The organism is Pseudomonas sp. TE9122, from assembly GCF_056278925.1.
Map to the genome: position 1 here is coordinate 4,476,160 of NZ_JBWBQI010000001.1, position 21,360 is coordinate 4,497,519.

Annotated in this window: 21 protein-coding genes and 4 tRNA genes; 13 read left to right on the top strand and 12 right to left on the bottom strand. The window is 59.8% G+C overall.

Translation table 11 applies throughout. The features are described from left to right. Positions 1-19: 19 nt before the first annotated feature. Positions 20-373 (bottom strand): BON domain-containing protein, encoded by a 354-nt coding sequence (locus tag ACZ9BE_RS20135; RefSeq protein ID WP_353188482.1) that lies wholly within the window; start codon positions 371-373, stop codon positions 20-22. A 294-nt stretch (positions 374-667) separates the two neighbouring features. Then, the gene (locus tag ACZ9BE_RS20140) at positions 668-1,084 is read right to left on the bottom strand and encodes a pilin (protein WP_056790436.1); all 417 of its coding nucleotides are present in this window, start codon (positions 1,082-1,084) and stop codon (positions 668-670) included. 226 nt (positions 1,085-1,310) lie between these two features. Here ACZ9BE_RS20140 and pilB point away from each other — a divergent pair, with 226 nt between their 5' ends. From pilB to yacG, 5 genes are read left to right on the top strand one after another with little or no spacing between them, the layout of a single operon-like run. Continuing rightward, positions 1,311-3,011, top strand: coding sequence for a type IV-A pilus assembly ATPase PilB (gene pilB / locus ACZ9BE_RS20145; RefSeq protein ID WP_056790439.1), 1,701 nt, complete (start codon positions 1,311-1,313; stop codon positions 3,009-3,011). Between the two features lie 2 nt (positions 3,012-3,013). Continuing rightward, a complete protein-coding gene (locus tag ACZ9BE_RS20150) occupies positions 3,014-4,231 on the top strand; it encodes a type II secretion system F family protein (protein WP_252868298.1) in 1,218 nt (405 codons plus the stop codon). A 1-nt stretch (position 4,232) separates the two neighbouring features. After that, positions 4,233-5,105 carry a prepilin peptidase gene (locus tag ACZ9BE_RS20155; RefSeq protein WP_476249849.1) on the top strand — a complete coding sequence of 291 codons (873 nt, stop codon included), beginning with the start codon at positions 4,233-4,235 and terminating at the stop codon, positions 5,103-5,105. Beyond that, positions 5,102-5,725, top strand: coding sequence for a dephospho-CoA kinase (gene coaE, locus ACZ9BE_RS20160; RefSeq protein ID WP_460142362.1), 624 nt, complete (start codon positions 5,102-5,104; stop codon positions 5,723-5,725). Before ACZ9BE_RS20155 ends, coaE begins: the two co-directional genes overlap by 4 nt. Then, the gene (gene yacG / locus ACZ9BE_RS20165) at positions 5,722-5,922 is read left to right on the top strand and encodes a DNA gyrase inhibitor YacG (protein ID WP_016773149.1); all 201 of its coding nucleotides are present in this window, start codon (positions 5,722-5,724) and stop codon (positions 5,920-5,922) included. Before coaE ends, yacG begins: the two co-directional genes overlap by 4 nt. A gap of 7 nt (positions 5,923-5,929) precedes the next feature. Here the strand turns inward: yacG and ACZ9BE_RS20170 are convergent, their stop codons facing one another. Together ACZ9BE_RS20170 and ACZ9BE_RS20175 are read right to left on the bottom strand one after the other, a co-directional pair. After that, positions 5,930-6,145, bottom strand: a complete 216-nt coding sequence (locus ACZ9BE_RS20170) for a hypothetical protein (protein WP_016773148.1) — start codon at positions 6,143-6,145, stop codon at positions 5,930-5,932. 65 nt (positions 6,146-6,210) lie between these two features. Next, a complete protein-coding gene (locus ACZ9BE_RS20175) occupies positions 6,211-6,900 on the bottom strand; it encodes an energy-coupling factor ABC transporter permease (protein WP_252868300.1) in 690 nt (229 codons plus the stop codon). 190 nt (positions 6,901-7,090) lie between these two features. Between ACZ9BE_RS20175 and ACZ9BE_RS20180 the strand changes: the two genes are divergently transcribed. The 4 genes from ACZ9BE_RS20180 to ACZ9BE_RS20195 all read left to right on the top strand — a co-directional run bounded on the left by ACZ9BE_RS20180 (position 7,091) and on the right by ACZ9BE_RS20195 (position 9,828). After that, the gene (locus ACZ9BE_RS20180; RefSeq protein WP_007909887.1) at positions 7,091-7,717 is read left to right on the top strand and encodes a DUF1780 domain-containing protein; all 627 of its coding nucleotides are present in this window, start codon (positions 7,091-7,093) and stop codon (positions 7,715-7,717) included. After that, on the top strand, positions 7,714-8,241 hold the full coding sequence (locus ACZ9BE_RS20185) for an MOSC domain-containing protein (RefSeq protein ID WP_476249850.1): 528 nt from the start codon (positions 7,714-7,716) through the stop codon (positions 8,239-8,241). Before ACZ9BE_RS20180 ends, ACZ9BE_RS20185 begins: the two co-directional genes overlap by 4 nt. Positions 8,242-8,292: 51 nt before the next feature. Further along, positions 8,293-8,466 carry a DUF3094 domain-containing protein gene (locus ACZ9BE_RS20190; protein ID WP_007909875.1) on the top strand — a complete coding sequence of 58 codons (174 nt, stop codon included), beginning with the start codon at positions 8,293-8,295 and terminating at the stop codon, positions 8,464-8,466. A 63-nt stretch (positions 8,467-8,529) separates the two neighbouring features. Further along, on the top strand, positions 8,530-9,828 hold the full coding sequence (locus tag ACZ9BE_RS20195; protein WP_016773144.1) for an NAD(P)/FAD-dependent oxidoreductase: 1,299 nt from the start codon (positions 8,530-8,532) through the stop codon (positions 9,826-9,828). A gap of 156 nt (positions 9,829-9,984) precedes the next feature. Here the strand turns inward: ACZ9BE_RS20195 and ACZ9BE_RS20200 are convergent, their stop codons facing one another. The 8 genes from ACZ9BE_RS20200 to rluD all read right to left on the bottom strand — a co-directional run bounded on the left by ACZ9BE_RS20200 (position 9,985) and on the right by rluD (position 16,862). Beyond that, positions 9,985-11,610 (bottom strand): methyl-accepting chemotaxis protein, encoded by a 1,626-nt coding sequence (locus ACZ9BE_RS20200; protein ID WP_476249851.1) that lies wholly within the window; start codon positions 11,608-11,610, stop codon positions 9,985-9,987. Between the two features lie 161 nt (positions 11,611-11,771). Continuing rightward, positions 11,772-11,848, bottom strand: a tRNA-Pro gene (locus ACZ9BE_RS20205). A gap of 97 nt (positions 11,849-11,945) precedes the next feature. Further along, a tRNA-Lys gene (locus ACZ9BE_RS20210) sits at positions 11,946-12,021 on the bottom strand. Between the two features lie 5 nt (positions 12,022-12,026). Continuing rightward, positions 12,027-12,103, bottom strand: a tRNA-Pro gene (locus tag ACZ9BE_RS20215). A gap of 9 nt (positions 12,104-12,112) precedes the next feature. After that, positions 12,113-12,188 (bottom strand) — tRNA-Asn (locus ACZ9BE_RS20220). Between the two features lie 297 nt (positions 12,189-12,485). Then, a complete protein-coding gene (clpB, locus tag ACZ9BE_RS20225; protein WP_016773142.1) occupies positions 12,486-15,050 on the bottom strand; it encodes an ATP-dependent chaperone ClpB in 2,565 nt (854 codons plus the stop codon). 130 nt (positions 15,051-15,180) lie between these two features. Further along, complete coding sequence (pgeF, locus tag ACZ9BE_RS20230; RefSeq protein ID WP_056790460.1) at positions 15,181-15,903, bottom strand: peptidoglycan editing factor PgeF; 723 nt, start codon at positions 15,901-15,903, stop codon at positions 15,181-15,183. Continuing rightward, complete coding sequence (rluD, locus tag ACZ9BE_RS20235; RefSeq protein ID WP_016773140.1) at positions 15,900-16,862, bottom strand: 23S rRNA pseudouridine(1911/1915/1917) synthase RluD; 963 nt, start codon at positions 16,860-16,862, stop codon at positions 15,900-15,902. Before rluD ends, pgeF begins: the two co-directional genes overlap by 4 nt. Before the next feature lie 151 nt (positions 16,863-17,013). Here rluD and ACZ9BE_RS20240 point away from each other — a divergent pair, with 151 nt between their 5' ends. From ACZ9BE_RS20240 to ACZ9BE_RS20255, 4 genes are all read left to right on the top strand, one after another. Further along, positions 17,014-18,030, top strand: a complete 1,017-nt coding sequence (locus ACZ9BE_RS20240) for an outer membrane protein assembly factor BamD (protein WP_056790462.1) — start codon at positions 17,014-17,016, stop codon at positions 18,028-18,030. Between the two features lie 127 nt (positions 18,031-18,157). Continuing rightward, entirely contained in the window at positions 18,158-18,391 is a 234-nt protein-coding gene (locus tag ACZ9BE_RS20245; protein ID WP_056790465.1) for a PP0621 family protein, read from the top strand. After that, entirely contained in the window at positions 18,381-19,970 is a 1,590-nt protein-coding gene (locus tag ACZ9BE_RS20250; protein WP_150742245.1) for a sensor histidine kinase, read from the top strand. The genes ACZ9BE_RS20245 and ACZ9BE_RS20250 overlap by 11 nt, the downstream gene beginning before the upstream one ends. Then, a complete protein-coding gene (locus ACZ9BE_RS20255) occupies positions 19,967-21,313 on the top strand; it encodes a sigma-54-dependent transcriptional regulator (RefSeq protein ID WP_056790472.1) in 1,347 nt (448 codons plus the stop codon). The genes ACZ9BE_RS20250 and ACZ9BE_RS20255 overlap by 4 nt, the downstream gene beginning before the upstream one ends. Positions 21,314-21,360 lie beyond the last annotated feature (47 nt).

A 21,360-nucleotide genomic window follows, 5' to 3' on the forward strand; every position in this document is an offset into this window, starting at 1 on the left:
TCAGGCGAGAAGTCTTGCCTTACTCGGCTTTCAGGCCGTCAGCAGAAACTGCTTTAACGCCTTTGATCTTTTTGGTGATCGCGACAGCGGTAGCTTTCTGAGCATCTGTTACTGCTACGTCAGAAGACAGGGAAACTACACCTTTGTTGGTTTCGACTTTGATGTCGGTGCCTGGAATACCTTTTTCGGTAACCAGATCGCTTTTCACTTTGGTGGTGATCCAAGTGTCGGAAGTAGCTTCTTTAGCCTTGGTAACTTCACCGGCAGCCAGAACCATTGGCGCTTGGGTAGCCTGAGCGGACTGGGCGAAAGCGCCACCAGCCATGGTCAGGGTCAGAGCGGTAGCAGCGGCAGTGATAGCGAACTTCTTCATACGAGTAACTCCTGTTTTTACTGGAAGTCTGCTGTAACGCTTGTCAGCAGGGTTACCGGAGATATTGCGAACGCTGTGCCAACTTTTTCGACCGCATAAAATCGTTTAAAAACAAACAGTTATGAAAAACGCTGATTTTCATTTTCATGCAAAATGCATGACGTGCGTGAAAATCACATGCAAGTTGCGGTTTTTTGGAAAGTTCATAAGCTGCTGAAATTATTGGAGCTTTTAAAAACCGTTGCGTAATAAAAAGCTCCGCAATTGCGGAGCTTTTTAAGTTGCAGGTGCGTGTCAAACGCCCGGGCAGCTCGTAGTTGTATATTCTTTCGAGCCGGAGAACTTACAGGTCCAGCCAGTGGTAGGACTGCGTGTCAGCGTTACGGTCTGGCCGAGAACAGGCGCTGGAGCGTTGAGCAGCGTACAAGTAATAGTACCCGTCCCATCGGCGACTTTTCCGGAGGCCGCCAACGTGCAATTCTGCGTGGCCGCTGTGCCGCCGTTCACGTTGGTAATGCTCGGGTCAGTCGATCCGGCATTGATCACGTCTTCAAAATTGACCTTAAGAGCTGATGCTTCCGCAATCCCAGCGGTCACCTTCGACCGCGCCTGATACTTCGAATACTGCGGCAGGGCGATAGTCGCCAGAATGCCGATGATCGCCACGACGATCAGCAGCTCGATCAATGTGAAACCTTGTTGTTTTTTCATAGACACGCTCCATGCATGAGTCGAAATCTCATGATCTGAACAAGGCTCAGCACAGCCCATGCCAACGCCTTTCAGGCCCCGCCTGCTGGGCGCGCGCAATCGCCTGCGCCGTTTCCTACAACCCGCAACCGCACTATCTGACACTTTTTGTCACCTGCACCGGCCGTGTTTGGCGCTGTCACTTGACTAGGCTATAAGTCATGAACGGCAAGCGTGCGGAATCCCCATGAATGACATCGCTCTGAGCGGTCTGGCCAAGCAATTGGTCCAGGCCGAACTGCTCACGGAAACAAGCGCCCGGCAATCCTGGGCGCAGGCCCAGCGCAATCGCGTGTCGCTGGTCAATTACCTGGTGCACAACAAACTGGTCAACAGCCGGCAAATTGCCGAGATCGCCTCGGAACATTTCGGCATGGCCCTGCTCGATCTGCATTGCCTCGACAAAGAGACTCAGCCCAAGGGTCTGGTCAGTGAGAAACTGGTTCGCCAGCACTGCGCCCTGCCCCTCTGGCGGCGCGGCAACAAACTGTTCGTGGGCCTTTCCGACCCAAGCAATCAGCAGGCGATCAGCGACATCCAGTTCAGCACCGGCCTGAGCACCGAAGCGATTCTGGTGGAGGACGACAAGCTCAGCGACGCCATCGACAAGTTCTTCGACAGCCATGCCTCGGGCCTGGAGGAAATGGCCGATGTCGATCTCGACGGCCTCGACGTCGAGTCCATTGATGACAACAAACAGGACGTGATCGGCGGCCTCGATGCCGACGACGCCCCGGTCGTACGTTTTGTGCACAAGATGCTGCTCGATGCGATCAAAAGCGGCTCTTCCGACCTGCATTTCGAACCCTACGAAAAAAACTATCGGGTGCGCATGCGCACCGACGGCATGCTGCGCGAGGTGGCCAAGCCGCCGATCCAGTTGGCCGGGCGCATTGCCGCGCGCTTGAAGGTAATGGCCAGTCTGGATATCTCGGAACGGCGCAAACCTCAGGACGGCCGCATCAAAATGCGCCTGTCGAAAAGCAAATCCATCGATTTTCGCGTCAACACCCTGCCGACTCTGTGGGGCGAAAAAGTAGTGATCCGGATTCTCGACCCGTCCAGTGCACAAATGGGCATCGATGCACTGGGTTACGAAGCCGAACAAAAAGCCTTGTACCTCGCCGCGCTGAAACAGCCGCAAGGGATGATTCTGGTCACCGGCCCCACCGGCTCCGGTAAAACCGTGTCGCTGTACACCGGGCTGAATATCCTCAACACCGTCGACATCAACATTTCCACCGCCGAAGACCCGGTGGAAATCAACATGGAAGGCATCAACCAGGTCAACGTCAATCCCCGCCAAGGGCTGGACTTTGCCCAGGCGCTGCGCTCGTTTCTGCGTCAGGACCCGGACGTGATCATGGTCGGCGAGATCCGCGATCTGGAAACCGCCGAGATCGCGATCAAGGCCGCGCAGACCGGCCACTTGGTACTGTCGACCCTGCACACCAACAGCGCGGCGGAAACCCTCACGCGCCTGCACAACATGGGCATTCCCGGTTTCAACATCGCCACCTCGGTCAGCCTGATCATCGCCCAGCGTCTGGCGCGCAAATTGTGCGCGCACTGCAAGCGGCCGCTGGAAATCCCCCACGAAACCTTGCTCAAGGAAGGCTTCCCTGAGGAACGCATCGGTCATTTCACGATCTACGAGCCGGTCGGTTGCGATCACTGCAACGGCGGTTACAAAGGACGCGTGGGGATTTATGAAGTGGTAAAGAACACACCGGACCTGCAACGGTTGATCATGGCCGAGGGCAATTCGCTGGAAATCGACATCCAGATGCGTCGCGACGGTTTCGCCGATCTGCGCACCTCCGGGCTGCACAAGGCCATGCAAGGCATCACCAGCCTTGAGGAAATCAACCGGGTCACCAAGGATTGAACATGGCGGTCAAGGCAGCAAAAGTCAGCGTTTACGCCTGGGAAGGCACGGACCGCAAAGGCAGTAAAGTCAGCGGCGAGTTGAGCGGACAGAACCCCGCACTGATCAAGGCGCAGCTGCGCAAACAGGGGATCAACCCGGGCAAGGTGCGCAAGAAATCCGCGTCCCTGCTGAGCTTCGGCAAACGCATCAAACCGCAAGACATCGCCCTGTTCACCCGGCAGATGGCAACCATGATGAAGGCCGGTGTACCGCTGTTGCAGTCCTTCGACATCATCGGCGAAGGCTTCGAAAACCCGGCCATGCGCAAACTGGTCGACGAGGTCAAACAGGAGGTCGCGGCCGGTAACAGCTTCGCTACGGCCCTGCGCAAGAAACCGCAATACTTCGACGAGTTGTACTGCAACCTGGTCGACGCCGGCGAACAGTCCGGTGCCCTCGACACTTTGCTCGAACGGGTCGCGACCTATAAGGAAAAAAGCGAAGCGCTCAAGGCCAAGATCAAAAAAGCCATGACTTACCCTACTGCGGTGGTGCTGGTGGCGGCGGTGGTGACCGGCATTCTGCTGGTCAAAGTGGTGCCGCAGTTCCAGTCGGTATTCTCCGGGTTCGGCGCCGAACTGCCGGGCTTTACCCTGATGATCATCAGCCTGTCGGAGTTCATGCAGCAGTGGTGGTGGGCGATTCTTTTTGCGCTGGTGGCAGCGTTTTTCGGCACTCGCCACGCGTTGAAGACATCCCAGGCCCTGCGCGACCGTCGCGATGCCTGGCTGCTGAAGCTGCCGCTGGTGGGCACCTTGATGTACAAGTCCGCCGTCGCCCGCTTTGCCCGCACCCTGTCGACCACTTTCGCAGCCGGTGTGCCGCTGGTGGAAGCGCTGGATTCGGTCGCCGGCGCCACCGGCAATGTGGTGTTCAAGCGCGCGGTGCTGCGCGTGCGGCAAGACGTCTCGACCGGCATGCAACTGAATTTCTCCATGCGCAGCACCGGTGTGTTTCCCAACATGGCGGTGCAGATGACCGCCATCGGCGAGGAATCGGGCGCGCTGGATGACATGCTCGACAAGGTCGCCGGTTTTTATGAAGCGGAAGTCGATAACATGGTCGACAACCTCACCAGCCTGATGGAGCCGTTCATCATGGTGGTGCTGGGGGTCATCGTCGGTGGACTGGTGGTGGCCATGTACCTGCCGATCTTCCAGCTCGGCTCAGCGATCTGACATGCCTATCGACGAACTGTTTGCCGTGTATCCGCTGGCCTTTGTGGTCAGCGCGCTGCTGCTCGGGCTGGTGGTCGGCAGCTTCCTCAACGTAGTGGTCTGGCGCCTGCCGAAGATGCTCGAGCGCGACTGGCGCCAGCAGGCCCATGATGTGCTCGGCCTGCCCACTGAAACGCCTGTGCCGACCTACAACCTGATGCTGCCGCACTCCGCGTGCCCGCATTGCGGACACCGGATCCGCCCTTGGGAAAACATTCCGCTGCTCAGTTATCTGTGGTTGCGCGGGCGCTGCTCGGCTTGTTCGGCGCCGATCAGTAAACGTTACCCGCTGACCGAACTGGCCTGCGGCGTCCTCTCGGCATTCATTGCCTGGCATCTCGGCTTCGGTTGGCCGGCAGGTCTGCTGATCTTGCTGACGTGGGGCTTGCTGGCGATGAGTCTGATCGACTGCGAACATCAACTGCTGCCCGATGTGCTGGTGCTGCCGCTGCTGTGGCTGGGGCTGATCGTCAACAGCTTCGGCGTGTTCGTGGCGTTGCCCGATGCGTTGTGGGGCGCGGTCGCGGGTTATCTGGCGCTGTGGTCGGTGTTCTGGCTGTTCAAACTGCTCACCGGCAAGGACGGTATCGGCCATGGCGATTTCAAGCTGTTGGCCTTGCTCGGCGCATGGGGTGGCTGGCAGATTCTGCCGCTGACGATTCTTCTATCTTCCCTGGTGGGGGCGATTTTGGGCGTTGTCATGCTGCGTCTGCGCGCCCAGGAAACCTCGACGCCGATCCCCTTCGGACCCTTTCTGGCGATTGCCGGCTGGATTGCCTTGCTCTGGGGTGGTCAAATAACCGACTTCTATTGGCAGTCTGTCGGTTTGAAATGAATACCCCTGTGGAAAAACCCTGGATCCTCGGCCTGACCGGCGGCATCGGCAGCGGCAAAAGTGCGGCGGCGCAGCACTTCATCGATCTCGGTGTGCATGTGGTGGATGCCGATCATGCGGCGCGCTGGGTAGTCGAACCGGGGCGTCCGGCGCTGGCGAAAATCGCCGAGCACTTCGGTTCCGGCGTGTTGCAGTCCGATGGCACGCTGGACCGCGCCGCCCTGCGCAAACTGATTTTTGAAGAGCCCGAACAGCGACGTTGGCTCGAAGCGCTGCTGCATCCGTTGATCGGCGAAGAAATCGCTGATCATCTGGCGCAGGCAAAATCGCCTTACGCGATTCTGGTGTCACCGTTGCTGATCGAATCCGGGCAATACGCGATGACCCAGCGCATTCTGGTCATCGATGCGCCGCAACCACTGCAGATCGAACGCACCTTGCAGCGTGACCAGACCAGCGAAGCGCAGGTGCAGGCGATCCTCAAGGCGCAATCGAGCCGTGAAGACCGCGTGAGCCGTGCCGACGATGTGATTGTCAACGATCGCGACCTTGCCTGGCTGCACAGCGAGGTCGAGCGTCTGCATCACTTTTATCTGACTTTATCCGGAGGCCAAGCATGAGCCAGATTCCAACCGTTGAATGCCCAACCTGCGGCGCCCCCGTCGAATTCACCCCGGCGAACAAATTCCGTCCGTTCTGCTCCGACCGCTGCAAACTGATCGACCTCGGCGCCTGGGCCTCGGAAGAGCACAAGATTCCGGTCGCCCCGGATGCCGAAGACGAGCTGTTTTCCGGCGATTTCGATCCGCGTCACTGATCGCTGATCAGGGCCGCATAAAGCCGTAGTCCTGACTGTCGTCGAGGTTCTCCGCGAGAAAGCGCAACTCGTCGGCCAGGTCTTCGGCATTGCGCACTGCCTTGCTCTGCTGCACCACGGCGCTGAGCAGGGCGCGCAAACTCAGGCCCGGGTCAAAGCCCACTTCCTGCGCCAGCTCCAGACTCTGCCGGGTTTCCTGCCGCGCCCATTCATAAACGCCCATGCCACTGCTCCTGAAGGGATTTGCGCGAGCATGAAATCTCTGCGGCATGGCCGGTTTGATGTGGATCAAGACTTCGGATCGTCGTCCTTCCACGGCGCCGAAAGGTAGCGGGTGCGGTTGAAGGTCTCCAGCCATTCCGGGCAGAACACCACCAATGCACTGACGACCATGCCGTTGATAAAAGCCTCGGGGAACAACAGCAACCACAGGTAGCCGACGAAATCTTCCAGCCATTCCGGCATGGCGAAGAGGCCGTCGTACCACAGCAGCGTCAGGCTGAGGATCAGGCACAACAGGCCTGACAACGCAGCGGCGAAGAAACCGGAACAGAAGATGTAAACGAATGGATTGCGTGGCTGCGCACGCTCCACGAGGATTGCCACGCATTCGGTGATCAGCACTGGCAGCAGAATCAGCAACGCGCCATTGACGCCGACCGCAGCCAGGTCCTGACGGCCCAAAAGCACCAGGCCAATCTGCGCAACCAGTCCGCCGACGATCGCCAGCGGCCAATCGAGCAGCAGCGTCACCGCCGTCATGCCGATGAAGTGATACGACACGCCGGTGTCGAAATCCCTGCGCACCAGCCACAGCAGAAACAGCGCTAACACCGTGCCGAACAGCAAGTGCTGCCGGCGACTGTCGCTGAACAGCTCGACCCATGGCGCACGCATGATCGCCCAGAGCAGCGCCGGCAGATAAATCAGCCAGCCGAGTGTCAGGCTTGCCGTTGAAAGCAGTTCGGCACCGATCATGATTCCCTCACCTGCTACTCGACACGCTTTTTTGTAGGAGCTGCCAAAGGCTGCGATCTTTTGATCTTGTTTATAAAAGCAAAAGATCGCAGCCTTCGGCAGCTCCTACAAGGGCGCAATCGCGCGACGTTTATGTCTGAGCCGATGCAAAGCTATCTGCTTGTCGCATTTGGACGCTAAGCTTGGGCTTATGGATGATTCAGATTATTTACGCCTGCTGACCATCGCGGCCGAGCAAGCCAACGCGTTCCTGTCCAATGCCCGCAAATGGGAGCGTGAGCGTTGGGTCTGCCAGCGCCTGCTGCAAGGTCTGAACATCCCCTACCGCGCCGACGAATTCGCCCCGGCCGGTGAGCCGCCGGACGTGTTGTTCCGCGATGCCAATTTCGAAGTTTTTTTCGTCCTCGACGAAGGCCGCCGTCTCAATGATGAATGGCGCGACGAATTGCAGCGTCGGCGCAGTGCGTTCTCCCTGAGCCAACTGGTGCGCCGCGAAGCCAAACCCAAGCGCATCCCGGCCAATGAATTTCTCCTGCGTCTGGCGCCAACCCTGCGCAAGAAGGCGCACAACTACAAGGAACGCGGCATGGATCTGGGTGAACTGGACATCATCGCCTTCGCCAGCCTCAAGCGCGAAGTGCTCGACCTCAACAGTCATTTCCCGCCACCGACCGAATATCTGCGTCAGGGCTGGCGCTCGCTGTCGCTGGTCGGCCCGACATTCGCCCGCGTGTTGTTCGCCCACCCCGACGCACCGGACTTTCTGCGCAGCAACCTCGGCCGCAGCATTGTGTTCGACGTGGGTATCAGCCTGTGACGCCGCTGCAGCAGTTGATCGCTGAGGTTCCGCAAACCGGTCGCGTGCGCTGGATCGGTGTGCGTCCAGAATCCCGTGAGCCGATGCTTGAGCTGGACGCGGTCGAGGCGCGGCTGGAAGCCGGGCTCACCGGCGACCACGCCCGCCCGGGCATTCGCAATGCGCGACAGGTGACGCTGATCCAGTGGGAGCACTTGGCGGTGATCAATGCATTGATGGGCCGTCCCGATGACGAGCCGGTCCGGCCTGAAGATCTGCGGCGCAATCTCGTTATAAGCGGAATCAATTTGTTTAGCCTGAAGGGGCGGCGCTTTCGCATCGGGCAAGCGATACTCGAAACCACTGGCTGGTGTCAGCCCTGCGCACGCTTGCAGAACAATCTCGGCCCGGGCACGTTTCAAGCCGTGCGCGGGCATGGCGGGATCACCGCCCGGGTGTTACAAAGCGGCATCATTCGCCTCGACGATAGCGTGTGCGTCGAACCGGTTCCAGACAGCGGCTACGCTGCGTTCAATCCGGGCTGAAAACCGCTGTAGCCTGTGCTCATTCAGTAACGTCTACCTGACGAGGCAAATATGACCAGCCGCCTGAACCCCGAAGACCAAAAGCATGTCGAAGAGTACCTGCAATTGTCCCAACACCGTGTCGAGCGCCGGCCTTTCCGGCCGTGGATGCTCCTGGTGCTGGTGCTGGCAGTGACCATTGGTCTGGGCCTGTTGAGCCGATTTATCAGTTACCTGACGTTATGAGCTGCCTTGCGCTCCCTCGGGTAACCGCACCGATTTCCTTTAAAAACCTTGCGAGTTATCCCTATGTCCCATCGTATTGTCATTGTCGGCGGCGGCGCCGGCGGTCTGGAGTTGGCTACCCGTCTGGGTAAGACTCTGGGCAAGCGCGGCACGGCCAGCGTGATGCTGGTCGACGCGAACCTGACCCACATCTGGAAGCCGCTGCTGCACGAAGTGGCCGCCGGTTCCCTGAACTCCTCCGAAGACGAACTCAACTATGTCGCGCAGGCGAAATGGAACCACTTCGAGTTCCAGCTCGGGCGCATGAGCGGGCTCGATCGCGCGCAGAAGAAAATCCAGTTGGCCGCGACCTATGACGAAAACGGCGTCGAGCTGGTGCCGGCGCGTGAAGTGGCTTATGACTCGCTGGTGATCAGCGTCGGCAGCACCACCAACGATTTCGGCACCCAGGGCGCGGCGCAGCATTGTCTGTTCCTTGATACGCGCAAACAGGCTGAGCGCTTCCACCAGCAATTGCTCAACCATTATCTGCGCGCCCACGCCGGGCAGACCGACGTGGTCGAGCAGATCAGCGTGGCCATCGTCGGCGCTGGCGCCACTGGCGTCGAACTGGCGGCAGAGTTGCACAACGCCGCCCATGAATTGGCCGCGTATGGTCTGGACCGGATCAAACCGGAAAACATGCACATCACGCTGATCGAAGCCGGCCCACGGGTGCTGCCTGCCCTGCCGGAGCGCATCAGCGGGCCGGTGCACAAGACCCTGGAGAAGCTCGGGGTCAATGTGATGACCAACGCAGCAGTCAGCGAAGTGACTGCCGACAGCCTGATCACCGCCGATGGCAACGAGATCAAGGCCAGCCTGAAGGTCTGGGCTGCCGGCATTCGCGCACCGGGTTTCCTCAAGGACATCGACGGTCTGGAGACCAACCGCATCAATCAGCTGCAAGTGCTGCCGACTCTGCAAACCACTCGCGACGAAAACATCTTTGCCTTCGGCGACTGCGCGGCCTGCCCGCAACCGGGCACCGATCGCAACGTGCCGCCACGGGCACAAGCGGCACACCAACAGGCGTCGCTGCTGGCCAAGTCGCTGAAATTGCGCATCGAAGGCAAGACCCTGCCGGAGTACAAATACACCGACTACGGCTCGCTGATTTCACTGTCGCGTTTTTCTGCTGTGGGTAACTTGATGGGTAACCTGACCGGCAGCGTCATGCTCGAAGGCTGGCTGGCACGGATGTTCTATGTGTCGCTGTACCGTATGCACCAGATGGCGCTGTACGGGCCGTTTCGCACAGCGATGTTGATGCTGGGGAGCAAGATTGGTCGTGGCACCGAACCGCGTCTGAAACTGCACTAAAGCGCCAACCTGTGGGAGCGAGCCTGCTCGCGAAAGCGGTGGGTCTGTCAACACTGTCGTTGAATGATCCGGCCCCTTCGCGAGCAGGCTCGCTCCCACATTGTTTCGTGTTGTGCGCAAATCAGCAGGCGAAGGCCTGCAATTGATCTCTGTTCATCAGAGCTGAAAGCGTCGCACCATGCCCTGCAGCGCATTGGCCAGTTGCGAAAGCTCATGGCTCGATGCGCTGGTCTGATCAGCCCCCGCAGCCGAACGTACCGACAGGTCGCGAATGTTCACCAGATTGCGATCCACTTCCCGCGCCACTTGCGCCTGCTCCTCGGCGGCGCTGGCGATCACCAGGTTGCGCTCGTGAATCTCGTGCACCGACGCCGTGATCGTCACCAACGCCTCACCTGCCCGCTCTGCGAGAACCAGCGTACTCGCCGCACGAGATGCGCTGGCCTGCATTGACTCCAGCGCCTGGCTCGAACCGCTGCGCATGCCTTGCACCATCTGTTCGATTTCCTGCGTCGATTGCTGGGTGCGATACGCCAGCGCGCGCACCTCATCGGCTACCACCGCAAAGCCGCGACCGCTTTCGCCCGCGCGTGCTGCCTCGATGGCAGCGTTGAGCGCCAGCAGATTGGTCTGCTCAGCGATTGCGCGAATCACGTCCAGAACCTTGCCGATGTCTTGCGATTGATTGGCCAGCGACTGCACCAGCTCGCCGGTGTTTTGCACATCACTGGCCAGGGCATTGATCGCGCTGGCGGTTTCGCTGACGCGCTCCTGGCCCAATTGCGCTGATTGACTGGACTGGCGCGTGGCATCGGACGTCGACACCGCGTTGCGCGCGACCTCCTCCACCGCAGCGGTCATCTCGTTGACCGCAGTGGCAGCTTGTTCAATTTCGTTGTTCTGCTCTTGCAGGCCTTGGGTGCTGTCGACAGTGACGGCGCTCAGTTCGTCAGCGGCGGTGGCCAGTTGTGTGGCTGAGCCGCTGATACCTTGCAGGGTCTCGCGCAGGTTCTGTTGCATCGTCGCCAAGGCTTTGAGCAAGCGGCTGACTTCGTCGTTGCCATGGGTTTCGATCGGCCGCGTGAGATCGCCCTTGGCGACACTTTCAGCGGCATCCACAGCGCTGCTCAGCGGGCGCACGATACTGCGCGTGAGCAACATCGCCAGCGCCACTGTGGCCAGCGCTGCCAATCCAATGAACAGGCTGACGATGGTCCGCGAGGTTTCATAATGCGCGGCGGACTTCTCGCTTTCGGCGGCGACCTGGCTGGCGAACAGATCGGCGAGATCGTTGAGTTGCTTGCCGGAGCCGTCGACCACGGTCTTCATGTCAACCAGCAACAATTTGGTCAACTCGTCACGCTTGCCTTGCTCGGCAAGGGTGAATGACTGGGCGATGCCGGTGCGATAGGCGGCGAAGGTTTTCTTGAACTGGTCATACAGCTGCTGACCTTCGGCAGTGTCGACCAGTTTGTCGTAGGCGGCGATTTTCTCGCTCAGTTCCTTGTCGCGGGTGTCCATCTGGCCGCGATAGGTGGCGATATTGGCCGGATCCTGATCGAGCGCCATGCGCAGGGAGATGGTGCGGATGCGCAGCATCAGTTCGCGGATCTCGTCGCCGCCACGGATGCTCGGCAACCAGCGGTTCTCCACCGCCACCTCGCTGTCGCGAATGCTCGACATCTGCCCCAGCGCAAACACGCCGAGCAAGGCCACCAACACCGCGATCAGGGCAAATCCCAGGGCAGCCCGGGGAGCAATATTCAACTGACGAAGCAACATGACGAACGCCCTTATTCTTGTAATGGCCAGATCAAGGGGCGAAGCGTTGGCAGTCCCCTCGTGTTAGCGGGCTATCGGCAGGTTGTATGACGACTTGAAGGGATTCGCCTTTCAGCAGGCAAAAAAAATCCCCGCATCTTTCGATACGAGGATTTTCAATATGGTCGGGGTAAGGGGATTCGAACTCCTGACATCCTGCTCCCAAAGCAGGCGCGCTACCGGACTGCGCTATACCCCGGTAAAAAAAAGGCGACCTTTCAAAGATCGCCTTCTTCGATCAGCGCTTTTGGCCTCTGATCTTAAGATTCGATCCCAGCGCAAACTGGTTTCAAAAATGGTGGGTCGTGTGGGATTCGAACCTACGACCAATTGGTTAAAAGCCAACTGCTCTACCAACTGAGCTAACGACCCAAATATGGTCGGGGTAAGGGGATTCGAACTCCTGACATCCTGCTCCCAAAGCAGGCGCGCTACCGGACTGCGCTATACCCCGGTTTGAAATTGGCTCCGTGACCAGGACTCGAACCTGGGACCCAATGATTAACAGTCATTTGCTCTACCGACTGAGCTATCACGGAACTACATATTTCAATTTACAACGGTGAAGCTTTGTTGCATCTCGCCACCCGTTCGCATCGCTGCGTTCGTGTGTCTGAGGCGCGCTATTCTACAACCTAGAACACCTCTGTCAACCCCCTAAATTGCTTTCAAGTTAATGATTTGCAACTTATTTCAGATTCCAACCCGGTGGGTTGAAACGCTGCCGGTGACTGACTGCGGGGCGCACTTTACAAGCCTTTTCCTTTGAGTTCAACAGCCTGGCGAAAAAAAGGCCTCGCAATGCGAGGCCTTCCCGGTTTCATTGCCGCTGAGGCTTAGCCGAAAACGATTTCGTCGTTCTCGACCTTGCCGGTGGCGGTGTCGCCCGGCATGAAATGACCCGACAGGATCAACTGCGCCAGCGGGTTTTCGATCCAGCGCTGGATCGCCCGTTTCAAAGGACGTGCGCCATACACCGGGTCGTAACCGACGGCGATCAGCTTGTCCATCGCCTCCGGGCTCAGCTCCAGCTTCAGCTCGCGCTCGGCCAGGCGGCTGCGCAGGCGGCCCAACTGGATCTCGGTAATGCCGGCGATCTGATCCCGCGCCAGCGGCTCGAAGATCACCACTTCGTCAACGCGGTTGATGAACTCAGGACGGAAGTGCGAGGTCAGCGCGTCCATCACAGCAGCACGCTGCGCCTCACGATCACCGACCAGTTCTTGGATCTGCATCGACCCGAGGTTGGACGTCATCACGATCACCGTGTTGCGGAAGTCCACCGTACGCCCGTGACTGTCGGTCAGCCGGCCATCCTCAAGCACTTGCAGGAGGATGTTGAACACATCCGGATGCGCCTTCTCGACTTCGTCCATGAGGATCACCGAATACGGCTTGCGACGCACCGCTTCGGTCAGGTAACCGCCCTCTTCATAGCCGACGTAGCCTGGTGGCGCACCGATCAGACGAGCCACGGAATGTTTCTCCATGAACTCGGACATGTCGATCCGCACCATCGCCTCTTCAGTATCGAAAAGGAATTCGGCCAGCGCCTTGCACAGCTCGGTTTTACCGACACCGGTCGGGCCGAGGAACATGAACGAGCCGCTCGGACGATTCGGGTCGGACAGTCCGGCGCGGGAACGCCGCACGGCATTGGCCACAGCCACGACCGCTTCTTCCTGACCGATTACCCGTTTGTGCAACAGGCTCTCCATTTTCATCAGCTTGTCGCGCTCGCCTTCGAGCATTTTCGACACCGGGATGCCGGTCCACTTCGACACGACTTCGGCAATCTCTTCTTCAGTCACCTTGCTGCGCAGCAACTGGTTTTCGCTCTTGCCGTGCTGGTCGACCATCTGCAGGCTGCGTTCCAGATCGGGGATCACCCCGTATTGCAACTCGGCCATGCGATTCAGGTCGCCTTTACGGCGCGCGGCTTCCAGTTCCTGGCGCGACTGTTCGATCTTCTGCTGAATCTGCGCAGAACCCTGCACCTCGGCTTTCTCCGAGTTCCAGATTTCCTCCAGATCGGAATACTCACGCTCGTGACGCTCGATTTCTTCCTGGAGTTTTTCCAGGCGTTTCTTCGCCGCGTCGTCGCTTTCTTTCTTCAGCGCCTGGGATTCCACCTTCAGCTGAATCAGGCGCCGCTCCAGACGATCGAGCACTTCCGGTTTGGAGTCGATCTCCATGCGGATACGGCTGGCTGCCTCATCGATCAAGTCGATGGCCTTGTCCGGCAGCTGTCGATCCGTGATGTAGCGATGGCTGAGCTTGGCCGCAGCGATGATCGCGCCGTCGGTGATCGCCACCTTGTGGTGGACCTCGTAACGCTCCTTGAGGCCACGCAGAATCGCGATGGTGTCTTCTTCGCTCGGCTCGTCCACCAGAACTTTCTGGAAACGCCGCTCGAGCGCCGCGTCCTTCTCTATATATTGGCGGTACTCATTGAGCGTGGTCGCGCCGACGCAGTGCAGCTCGCCGCGAGCCAGCGCAGGCTTGAGCATGTTGCCAGCGTCCATCGAGCCTTCGCCTTTACCGGCGCCGACCATGGTGTGCAGTTCGTCGATGAACAGAATGATCTGCCCTTCCTGCTTCGACAGTTCATTGAGCAAGCCTTTGAGGCGCTCTTCGAACTCGCCGCGATACTTGGCGCCGGCAATCAGCGCGCCCATGTCCAGCGACAGCAGACGCTTGCCTTTAAGGCCGTCCGGCACTTCGCCGTTGATGATGCGCTGCGCCAGCCCCTCGGCGATCGCGGTTTTACCCACGCCAGGTTCACCGATCAGCACCGGGTTGTTCTTGGTGCGGCGTTGCAGAACCTGAATCGTGCGACGGATTTCGTCGTCGCGGCCGATCACCGGATCAAGCTTGCCGTCTTCGGCGCGTTTGGTCAGGTCGACTGTGTACTTGTCCAGCGCCTGCCGCGACTCTTCGTGGTTGGCGTCGTTTACCGCTTCGCCGCCACGCAGGTTGTTGATCGCGTTTTCCAGGGCCTTCTTGCTCACGCCTTGGCCGAGCAGCAACTTGCCGAGCTTGCTGTTCTCGTCCATCGCGGCGAGCAGCACCAGTTCGCTGGAAATGAACTGGTCGCCCTTCTGCTGAGCGAGACGGTCAGCCTGATTGAGCAGGCGCGCCAGATCCTGCGACATGTTGACGTCGCCGGTCGGGTTCTGGATTTTCGGTAGTTGATCGAGCTCTTTGGTCAGCTCTTTACGCAAGCTGTTGACGTCGAAGCCGACTTGCATCAGCAGCGGCTTGATCGAACCGCCCTGCTGTTCAAGCATGGCCTGCATCAAGTGCGCCGGCTCGATGGCCGGATGATCGTGGCCAACCGCCAACGACTGGGCGTCGGACAGGGCCAACTGTAATTTGCTGGTTAAACGGTCAATACGCATGGGTCACCTTCCTTTTGAGCAGGCCGGACCTAAGAAACCATCCTGAATAAAGAAACCTGCCAGATACCACTGTAGATGCGGTCGATTCTGGGAGATTCAAGCGTCGGAGAGTTGATGCAGATCAGAGAGTTTAGCGGGTGAGCCAAACAAGGGAGGCGAAACGACCGGTCCGCGACGCACGGCGATAGGAGAAGAAGCGCGGATCGGTCACGGTGCAGAAACCGCCACCATAAACAGCCGTGACACCCCGTTCAGCCAGACGCAGGCGCGCCAGCAGATAGATATCAGCCATGAACTTGCCGGCATTGTTGCTCGGTACGAACGCTTCTGCTGCTTCAGGCAGTTGATTGATGAAGACTTCCCGTACTTCCGGACCGACTTCAAAGGCTTTGGGGCCAATGGCCGGGCCGAGCCAGACCAGTACCTCGTCAGCAGGAACATCGAGGCTGTCGAGAGTTGCCTCAAGCACGCCCGCCGCCAGACCCCGCCAACCGGCATGAGCGGCCGCGACACGCGTGCCGGCACGATCGCAGAACAATGCCGGCAAACAGTCTGCCGTCATCGCCGCGCAGGCAATACCCGGCGCTGCCGTCCAACTGGCATCTGCAGTCGCAACGACGCCCGGATCAGCATGGGCAACGGTGATCCCGTGCACTTGCTGCAACCAGGCAGGCTGTATGGAGAAGTGATCGGTCAAGCGTCGACGGTTCTCAGCGACGTCCTGCGGACGATCATCGACATGATCGCCCAGATTCAGGCTGTCGAACGGCGCCTCGCTGACACCACCCTCGCGGGTGGTGACACAGGCCCTGACGCTGGCCGGCGCAGGCCAGTCCGGCGTCAGCCAGTTCATCCGACGAAGGCCTCGCGATCCTGCTTGAGCAGGGTCAGCAGCCAGACGAAATCTTCCGGCAGCGGCGATTCCCAGCTCATGCGCTCACCGCTCGTCGGGTGATCGAGTTCAAGGAAGCGCGCGTGCAGCGCCTGACGCGGGAAGTGCTTGAGCGATTCCACCATGGTCGGGTTGGCCGCAGGCGGAATGCGGAAACGCCCGCCGTACGCCGGATCGCCGACCAACGGGAAGTTGATGTGCGCCATGTGCACGCGGATCTGGTGGGTCCGACCGGTTTCCAGTTTCACCCGCACGTGGGTGTGCGAACGGAAACGTTCGAGCACGCGGTAGTGGCTGACGGCAGGCTTGCCGCCTTCCATCACTGCCATGCGCTGGCGTTGCTGGCCGTGACGACCGATCGGCGCGTTGATCTTGCCACCGGCGGTGACCACGCCAATGACGATGCACTCATAGATGCGGCTGACACTGCGGCTCTGCAATTGCGCAACCAGTTTGGTCTGCGCCTGAATGGTCTTGGCCACCACCATCAGACCGGTGGTGTCCTTGTCCAGACGATGCACGATACCGGCGCGCGGGACATTGATGATGTCCGGCACATGGTGCAACAAAGCGTTGAGCAGGGTGCCATCGGCGTGACCGGCGGCCGGGTGCACCACCAGGCCCGCAGGCTTGTTGATCACCAGGATGTCGTCGTCTTCATAGACGATGTCGAGCTCGATGTCCTGGGCGATCCACTCGCCCTGGGCTTCCTGCTCGGCAGTCAGCTCAAGGACGGCACCGCCATGCACAATGTCGCGCGGGCGGATCACCGCCCCGTCCACAGTCAGGCGACCTTCTTTGATCCAGGCGGAAAGGCGCGAGCGTGAGTGCTCAGCGAAGAGTTGGGCGGCGACTTGATCGAGGCGTTGGCCGCCCAATTCGGACGGCACCTCTGCGCGAAGTTCAATTTTATCGGACATGCTCGGACTGGGCGTCGGCACAGCCTTTGGTTTCGGCTGCGCGCTTGTGGTTAAATACGGCGTCTTTTGCCCCGAGGCTTTTCAACGGGGCGCTCATCATAACAGGACGGCCCCGCCCAAGACAGCGGCCGTCATAGGGACGCAAGCCGCCATGCAAGTGAAACACCTGCTGCTGATCGCCATCCTCGCATTGACCGCTGCTTGCTCATCGAAGGAAGTCGTAGACGAAAACCTCAGCGAAGCCGAGCTGTATCAGCAGGCTCAGACTGACCTGGACAACAACAGCTACACCAGCGCCACAGCCAAGCTGAAGGCTCTGGAGTCGCGTTATCCGTTCGGTCGCTACGCCGATCAGGCTCAGCTGGAGTTGATCTACGCCAACTACAAGAACGCCGAGCCGGAAGCTGCAAAGTCTGCCGCCGAGCGTTTCATTCGTTTGCATCCGCAGCATCCGAACGTGGATTACGCGTACTACCTCAAGGGTCTGACTTCGTTCGACCAGGACGTCGGCCTGCTGGCGCGCTTCCTGCCGCTTGACATGACCAAGCGTGACCCGGGCGCCGCCCGCGACTCGTACAACGAGTTCGCGCAGCTGACCAGCCGCTACCCGAACAGCCGCTACGCGCCGGACGCCAAGCAGCGCATGATCTATCTGCGCAACCTGCTGGCCGCCTACGAAATCCACGTCGCTGACTACTACCTGACCCGTCAGGCTTATGTAGCCGCTGCCAACCGTGGCAAGTACGTCGTGGAGAACTTCCAGGAAACCCCATCGGTCGGCGACGGCCTGGCGGTGATGACTGAAGCCTACCAGCGTCTGCACCTCGACGATCTGGCGGCCACCAGCCTGGAAACCCTGAAGCTCAACTATCCGGACCACCCGAGCCTGGAGGATGGCCAGTTCGTGCCACGCGTAGCCGAAGCTGACAACCGTTCGTTCCTGAGCAAAGCGACTTTGGGCCTGATCGAATCGCGTCCACCGCTGCCGCCGGGCGAAACCCGCGCCAACCAGGACGTGCAGAAGCAGTTCCAGGACGCGAAAGATGCGATCCCGAACGAGCTCAAGCCTAAAGACGAGAACGGCGACGTGATCGAAGAGCCAGAACCGGAATCCAGCGACACCGACCGCTCGTGGTTCAGCTACATGACCTTCGGCGTGTTCGACTGATCACACCGGCTGTACGAAAAAAGGGAGATCTGCGGATCTCCCTTTTTTATTGCCGCGCTTTAATAGGCTGTGCGCTGATCGGGTCCTTGGCTAAACTGCCGGATCATCAGTCGAAAAGCCGCTCATCATGCTTCGTTTATTGTTCTGGATTGCCCTGATCTTCGCCGCCATCTGGCTCTGGCGCAAATTCAAGGCCCCCGCCTCGTCCGCCCGATCGCCGCGCGAACAGGACGCGCCGCCGATGGTGCGTTGCGCCCACTGCGGCGTGCACCTGCCGCGCGACCGCGCGCTGGGCAACCAGCAACTGTGGTATTGCAGCCAGGCTCATCTCGAGCAAGGCCCGGGCGCCAGTGGTCGCTGAGGCCGTCAACGCCGACCAGAAACAGGCGCAGCGTCTGCTGCGCCTTTATCACCTGTACCGTTTAAGTGTCGGCATCACTCTGGTGTTGCTGATCTCCAGCAACATGGACAACCGCCTGCTGACGTCGGCCAACGACGATCTGCTGCGCGGTGGCAGCTGGCTGTACCTGATCATCAATATGCTGCTGGTGGTGTTTCTCGAAAACACCCGGCGCCCGGCGCAGTTGTTCACCCTGGCCCTCGTCGACGTGCTGCTGTTGTGCGGCCTGTTCTACGCGGCCGGCGGCGTGGCCAGTGCGCTGGGCAATCTGCTGGTGGTCTCGGTGGCAATCAGCAACACCCTGCTGCGCCGACGCATCGGCCTGCTGATTGCCGCCATCGCGGCGATCGGCATTGTCGGCCTGAGCTTTCTGCTGGGGCTCAGCCGCCCCTTGAGCGCCAACGCGTACCTGCAAGCCGGCACCCTCGGCGCGCTGTGCTTCGCCGCCTCATTGCTGGTGCAAGGGCTGATTCGTCGCCTCGAAGTCAGCGAGACCCTGGCCGAACAGCGCGCCAGCGAAGTGGTCAGCCTAGAGGCGCTGAACGCGTTGATCCTACAACGCATGCGCACGGGGATTCTGGTGCTCGACGAGCAACGTCGGGTGCAACTGGCCAATCACAGTGCGCAGAGTCTGCTCGGCCATAGTCACCTGCAAGGTCATTTGATCGACGAATATTCGCCAGCACTCGTCGAGCGCCTGCAACTGTGGCGCAACAACCCGACCTTGCGCCCGCAGAGCCTGAAAATCCCCGGCAATGGCCTTGAGCTGCAACCCAGCTTTATCGCTCTCGAGCAGAGTCCGAACCAGCAGACACTGGTGTTTCTCGAAGACCTGGCGCAAATCACCCAACAAGCCCAGCAACTCAAGCTCGCTGCGCTCGGGCGTTTGACCGCCGGCATCTCCCATGAAATTCGCAATCCACTGGGCGCGATCAGTCATGCCGCGCAGCTGTTGGCCGAGTCCGAGGAACTCGATAGCGCAGATCGACGTCTGACGCAGATTATTCAAGACCACTCCCAGCGCATGAACCGAGTCATCGAAAACGTCCTGCAACTGTCCCGCCGCCAGCAAAGCGCGCCGCAACGGCTGGACCTCAAGCCGTGGCTGGAAGACTTCGTCGGCGAAACCCGCGAGCAGGCCAACGAACGCCAGCACATTCATCTGCGAATCAATTCCGGCGATTTCACCACGCTGATGGACCCCAACCAGCTGCGGCAGATTCTCGACAATCTGATCCGCAACGCCTGGCGTCACAGTGCCCAACTGCACGAGCAGGCCGAAGTATGGCTGGCACTGTTCGTCGACCCCGACAGCCAATTGGCAGTGCTCGAAGTGCAGGACAACGGCCCCGGCGTGTCGGCCGATGAACAGGCGCATCTGTTTGAGCCGTTCTTCACTACGAGCAGCCAGGGCACCGGTCTTGGCCTTTATCTGTCCCGTGAGCTGTGCGAAAGCAACCAGGCACGCCTAGACTTCAAATCACGCCAAGGCGGCGGCTGCTTTTGCATCACTTTTGCTCACGGACGGAAACAAAGTTGAATACAAGCCCACGGCAAAAAATTCTAATCGTCGACGACGAACCGGATATCCGCGAGCTCCTGGAAATCACCCTGGGACGGATGAAACTCGAGACCTTCAGCGCACGCAATCTGGGCGAGGCTCAGGCGCTCTTGCAGCGCGAGCACTTTGACCTGTGCCTGACCGACATGCGCCTGCCCGACGGCACCGGTCTGGAGCTGGTGCAACACATTCAGCAACGCGATCCACACCTGCCGGTGGCGATGATCACTGCGTACGGAAGCCTGGAAACGGCCATCAATGCGTTGAAGGCCGGGGCGTTCGATTTCCTCACCAAACCGGTGGAGCTGCCGCGATTGCGCGAACTGGTCAGCTCGGCGCTGCGCCTGCCGACAGCGGGCGGCTTGAGCACGGCAATCGAGCGACGCTTGCTGGGCGATTCGCCGCCGATGGCCAATCTGCGCAAGCAGATCGACAAGCTCGCACGCAGTCAGGCGCCGGTGTACATCAGTGGTGAATCCGGCAGCGGCAAAGAACTGGTCGCGCGTCTGATTCACGAACAAGGCCCGCGCGCCAGCCAGCCGTTTGTGCCGGTGAACTGCGGGGCAATTCCGTCGGAACTGATGGAAAGCGAATTTTTCGGCCACCGCAAAGGCAGCTTCACCGGTGCCGTCGAAGACAAGCCGGGGCTATTCCAGGCGGCCCATGGCGGCACTCTGTTTCTCGATGAAGTCGCCGATCTGCCACTGTCGATGCAAGTGAAACTGCTGCGGGCAATTCAGGAAAAAGCCGTGCGCAGCGTCGGCGGCCAGCAGGAAACGGTGGTCGACGTGCGTATCCTTTGCGCCACGCACAAAGACCTTGAAGCCGAAGTTTCAGCCGAGCGTTTCCGCCAGGATCTGTATTACCGGCTCAACGTCATCGAACTGCGCGTGCCGTCCCTGCGCGAACGCCGCGACGACATCGAGGCGCTTGCCATGCACGTGCTCAAGCGCCTGGCCAAAGACACCGGACAACCCGAAGCGCGCCTGCACCCCCAAGCGCTGGAGGCGCTGAAGAACTATCGCTTTCCCGGCAACGTGCGCGAACTGGAGAATGTTCTGGAACGCGCGCACACCTTGTGTGAAAACCGCACGATCGAAGCGCAGGATCTGCGTTTGAGCGAAGGCAATTGCTCGGCGGACGGGGCGACGGCTGATCTGACGCAGATCGACAATCTTGAGGATTATCTGGAGAGCGTCGAACGCAAACTGATTTTGCAGGCGCTGGAGGAAACCCGCTGGAACCGCACGGCGGCGGCGCAGCGGTTGAGTCTGTCGTTCAGGTCGATGCGTTATCGGCTGAAGAAATTGGGACTGGATTGAAGGCCCCTTCGCGAGCAGGCTCGCTCCCACATTTGGAATGAGTATTC

What these genes read in the sequence shown, in the direction of transcription:
- ACZ9BE_RS20200 (WP_476249851.1), bottom strand. Translation starts at nt 11,610, where the DNA reads ATGTTGCTTCGTCAGTTGAATATTGCTCCCCGGGCTGCCCTGGGATTT.
- ACZ9BE_RS20240 (WP_056790462.1), top strand. Translation starts at nt 17,014, where the DNA reads ATGCAAGTGAAACACCTGCTGCTGATCGCCATCCTCGCATTGACCGCT.
- pilB (WP_056790439.1), top strand. Translation starts at nt 1,311, where the DNA reads ATGAATGACATCGCTCTGAGCGGTCTGGCCAAGCAATTGGTCCAGGCC.
- ACZ9BE_RS20190 (WP_007909875.1), top strand. Translation starts at nt 8,293, where the DNA reads ATGACCAGCCGCCTGAACCCCGAAGACCAAAAGCATGTCGAAGAGTAC.
- ACZ9BE_RS20175 (WP_252868300.1), bottom strand. Translation starts at nt 6,900, where the DNA reads ATGATCGGTGCCGAACTGCTTTCAACGGCAAGCCTGACACTCGGCTGG.
- ACZ9BE_RS20135 (WP_353188482.1), bottom strand. Translation starts at nt 373, where the DNA reads ATGAAGAAGTTCGCTATCACTGCCGCTGCTACCGCTCTGACCCTGACC.
- ACZ9BE_RS20170 (WP_016773148.1), bottom strand. Translation starts at nt 6,145, where the DNA reads ATGGGCGTTTATGAATGGGCGCGGCAGGAAACCCGGCAGAGTCTGGAG.
- yacG (WP_016773149.1), top strand. Translation starts at nt 5,722, where the DNA reads ATGAGCCAGATTCCAACCGTTGAATGCCCAACCTGCGGCGCCCCCGTC.
- ACZ9BE_RS20195 (WP_016773144.1), top strand. Translation starts at nt 8,530, where the DNA reads ATGTCCCATCGTATTGTCATTGTCGGCGGCGGCGCCGGCGGTCTGGAG.
- coaE (WP_460142362.1), top strand. Translation starts at nt 5,102, where the DNA reads ATGAATACCCCTGTGGAAAAACCCTGGATCCTCGGCCTGACCGGCGGC.
- ACZ9BE_RS20150 (WP_252868298.1), top strand. Translation starts at nt 3,014, where the DNA reads ATGGCGGTCAAGGCAGCAAAAGTCAGCGTTTACGCCTGGGAAGGCACG.
- ACZ9BE_RS20180 (WP_007909887.1), top strand. Translation starts at nt 7,091, where the DNA reads ATGGATGATTCAGATTATTTACGCCTGCTGACCATCGCGGCCGAGCAA.
- clpB (WP_016773142.1), bottom strand. Translation starts at nt 15,050, where the DNA reads ATGCGTATTGACCGTTTAACCAGCAAATTACAGTTGGCCCTGTCCGAC.
- rluD (WP_016773140.1), bottom strand. Translation starts at nt 16,862, where the DNA reads ATGTCCGATAAAATTGAACTTCGCGCAGAGGTGCCGTCCGAATTGGGC.
- ACZ9BE_RS20245 (WP_056790465.1), top strand. Translation starts at nt 18,158, where the DNA reads ATGCTTCGTTTATTGTTCTGGATTGCCCTGATCTTCGCCGCCATCTGG.
- ACZ9BE_RS20155 (WP_476249849.1), top strand. Translation starts at nt 4,233, where the DNA reads ATGCCTATCGACGAACTGTTTGCCGTGTATCCGCTGGCCTTTGTGGTC.
- ACZ9BE_RS20140 (WP_056790436.1), bottom strand. Translation starts at nt 1,084, where the DNA reads ATGAAAAAACAACAAGGTTTCACATTGATCGAGCTGCTGATCGTCGTG.
- pgeF (WP_056790460.1), bottom strand. Translation starts at nt 15,903, where the DNA reads ATGAACTGGCTGACGCCGGACTGGCCTGCGCCGGCCAGCGTCAGGGCC.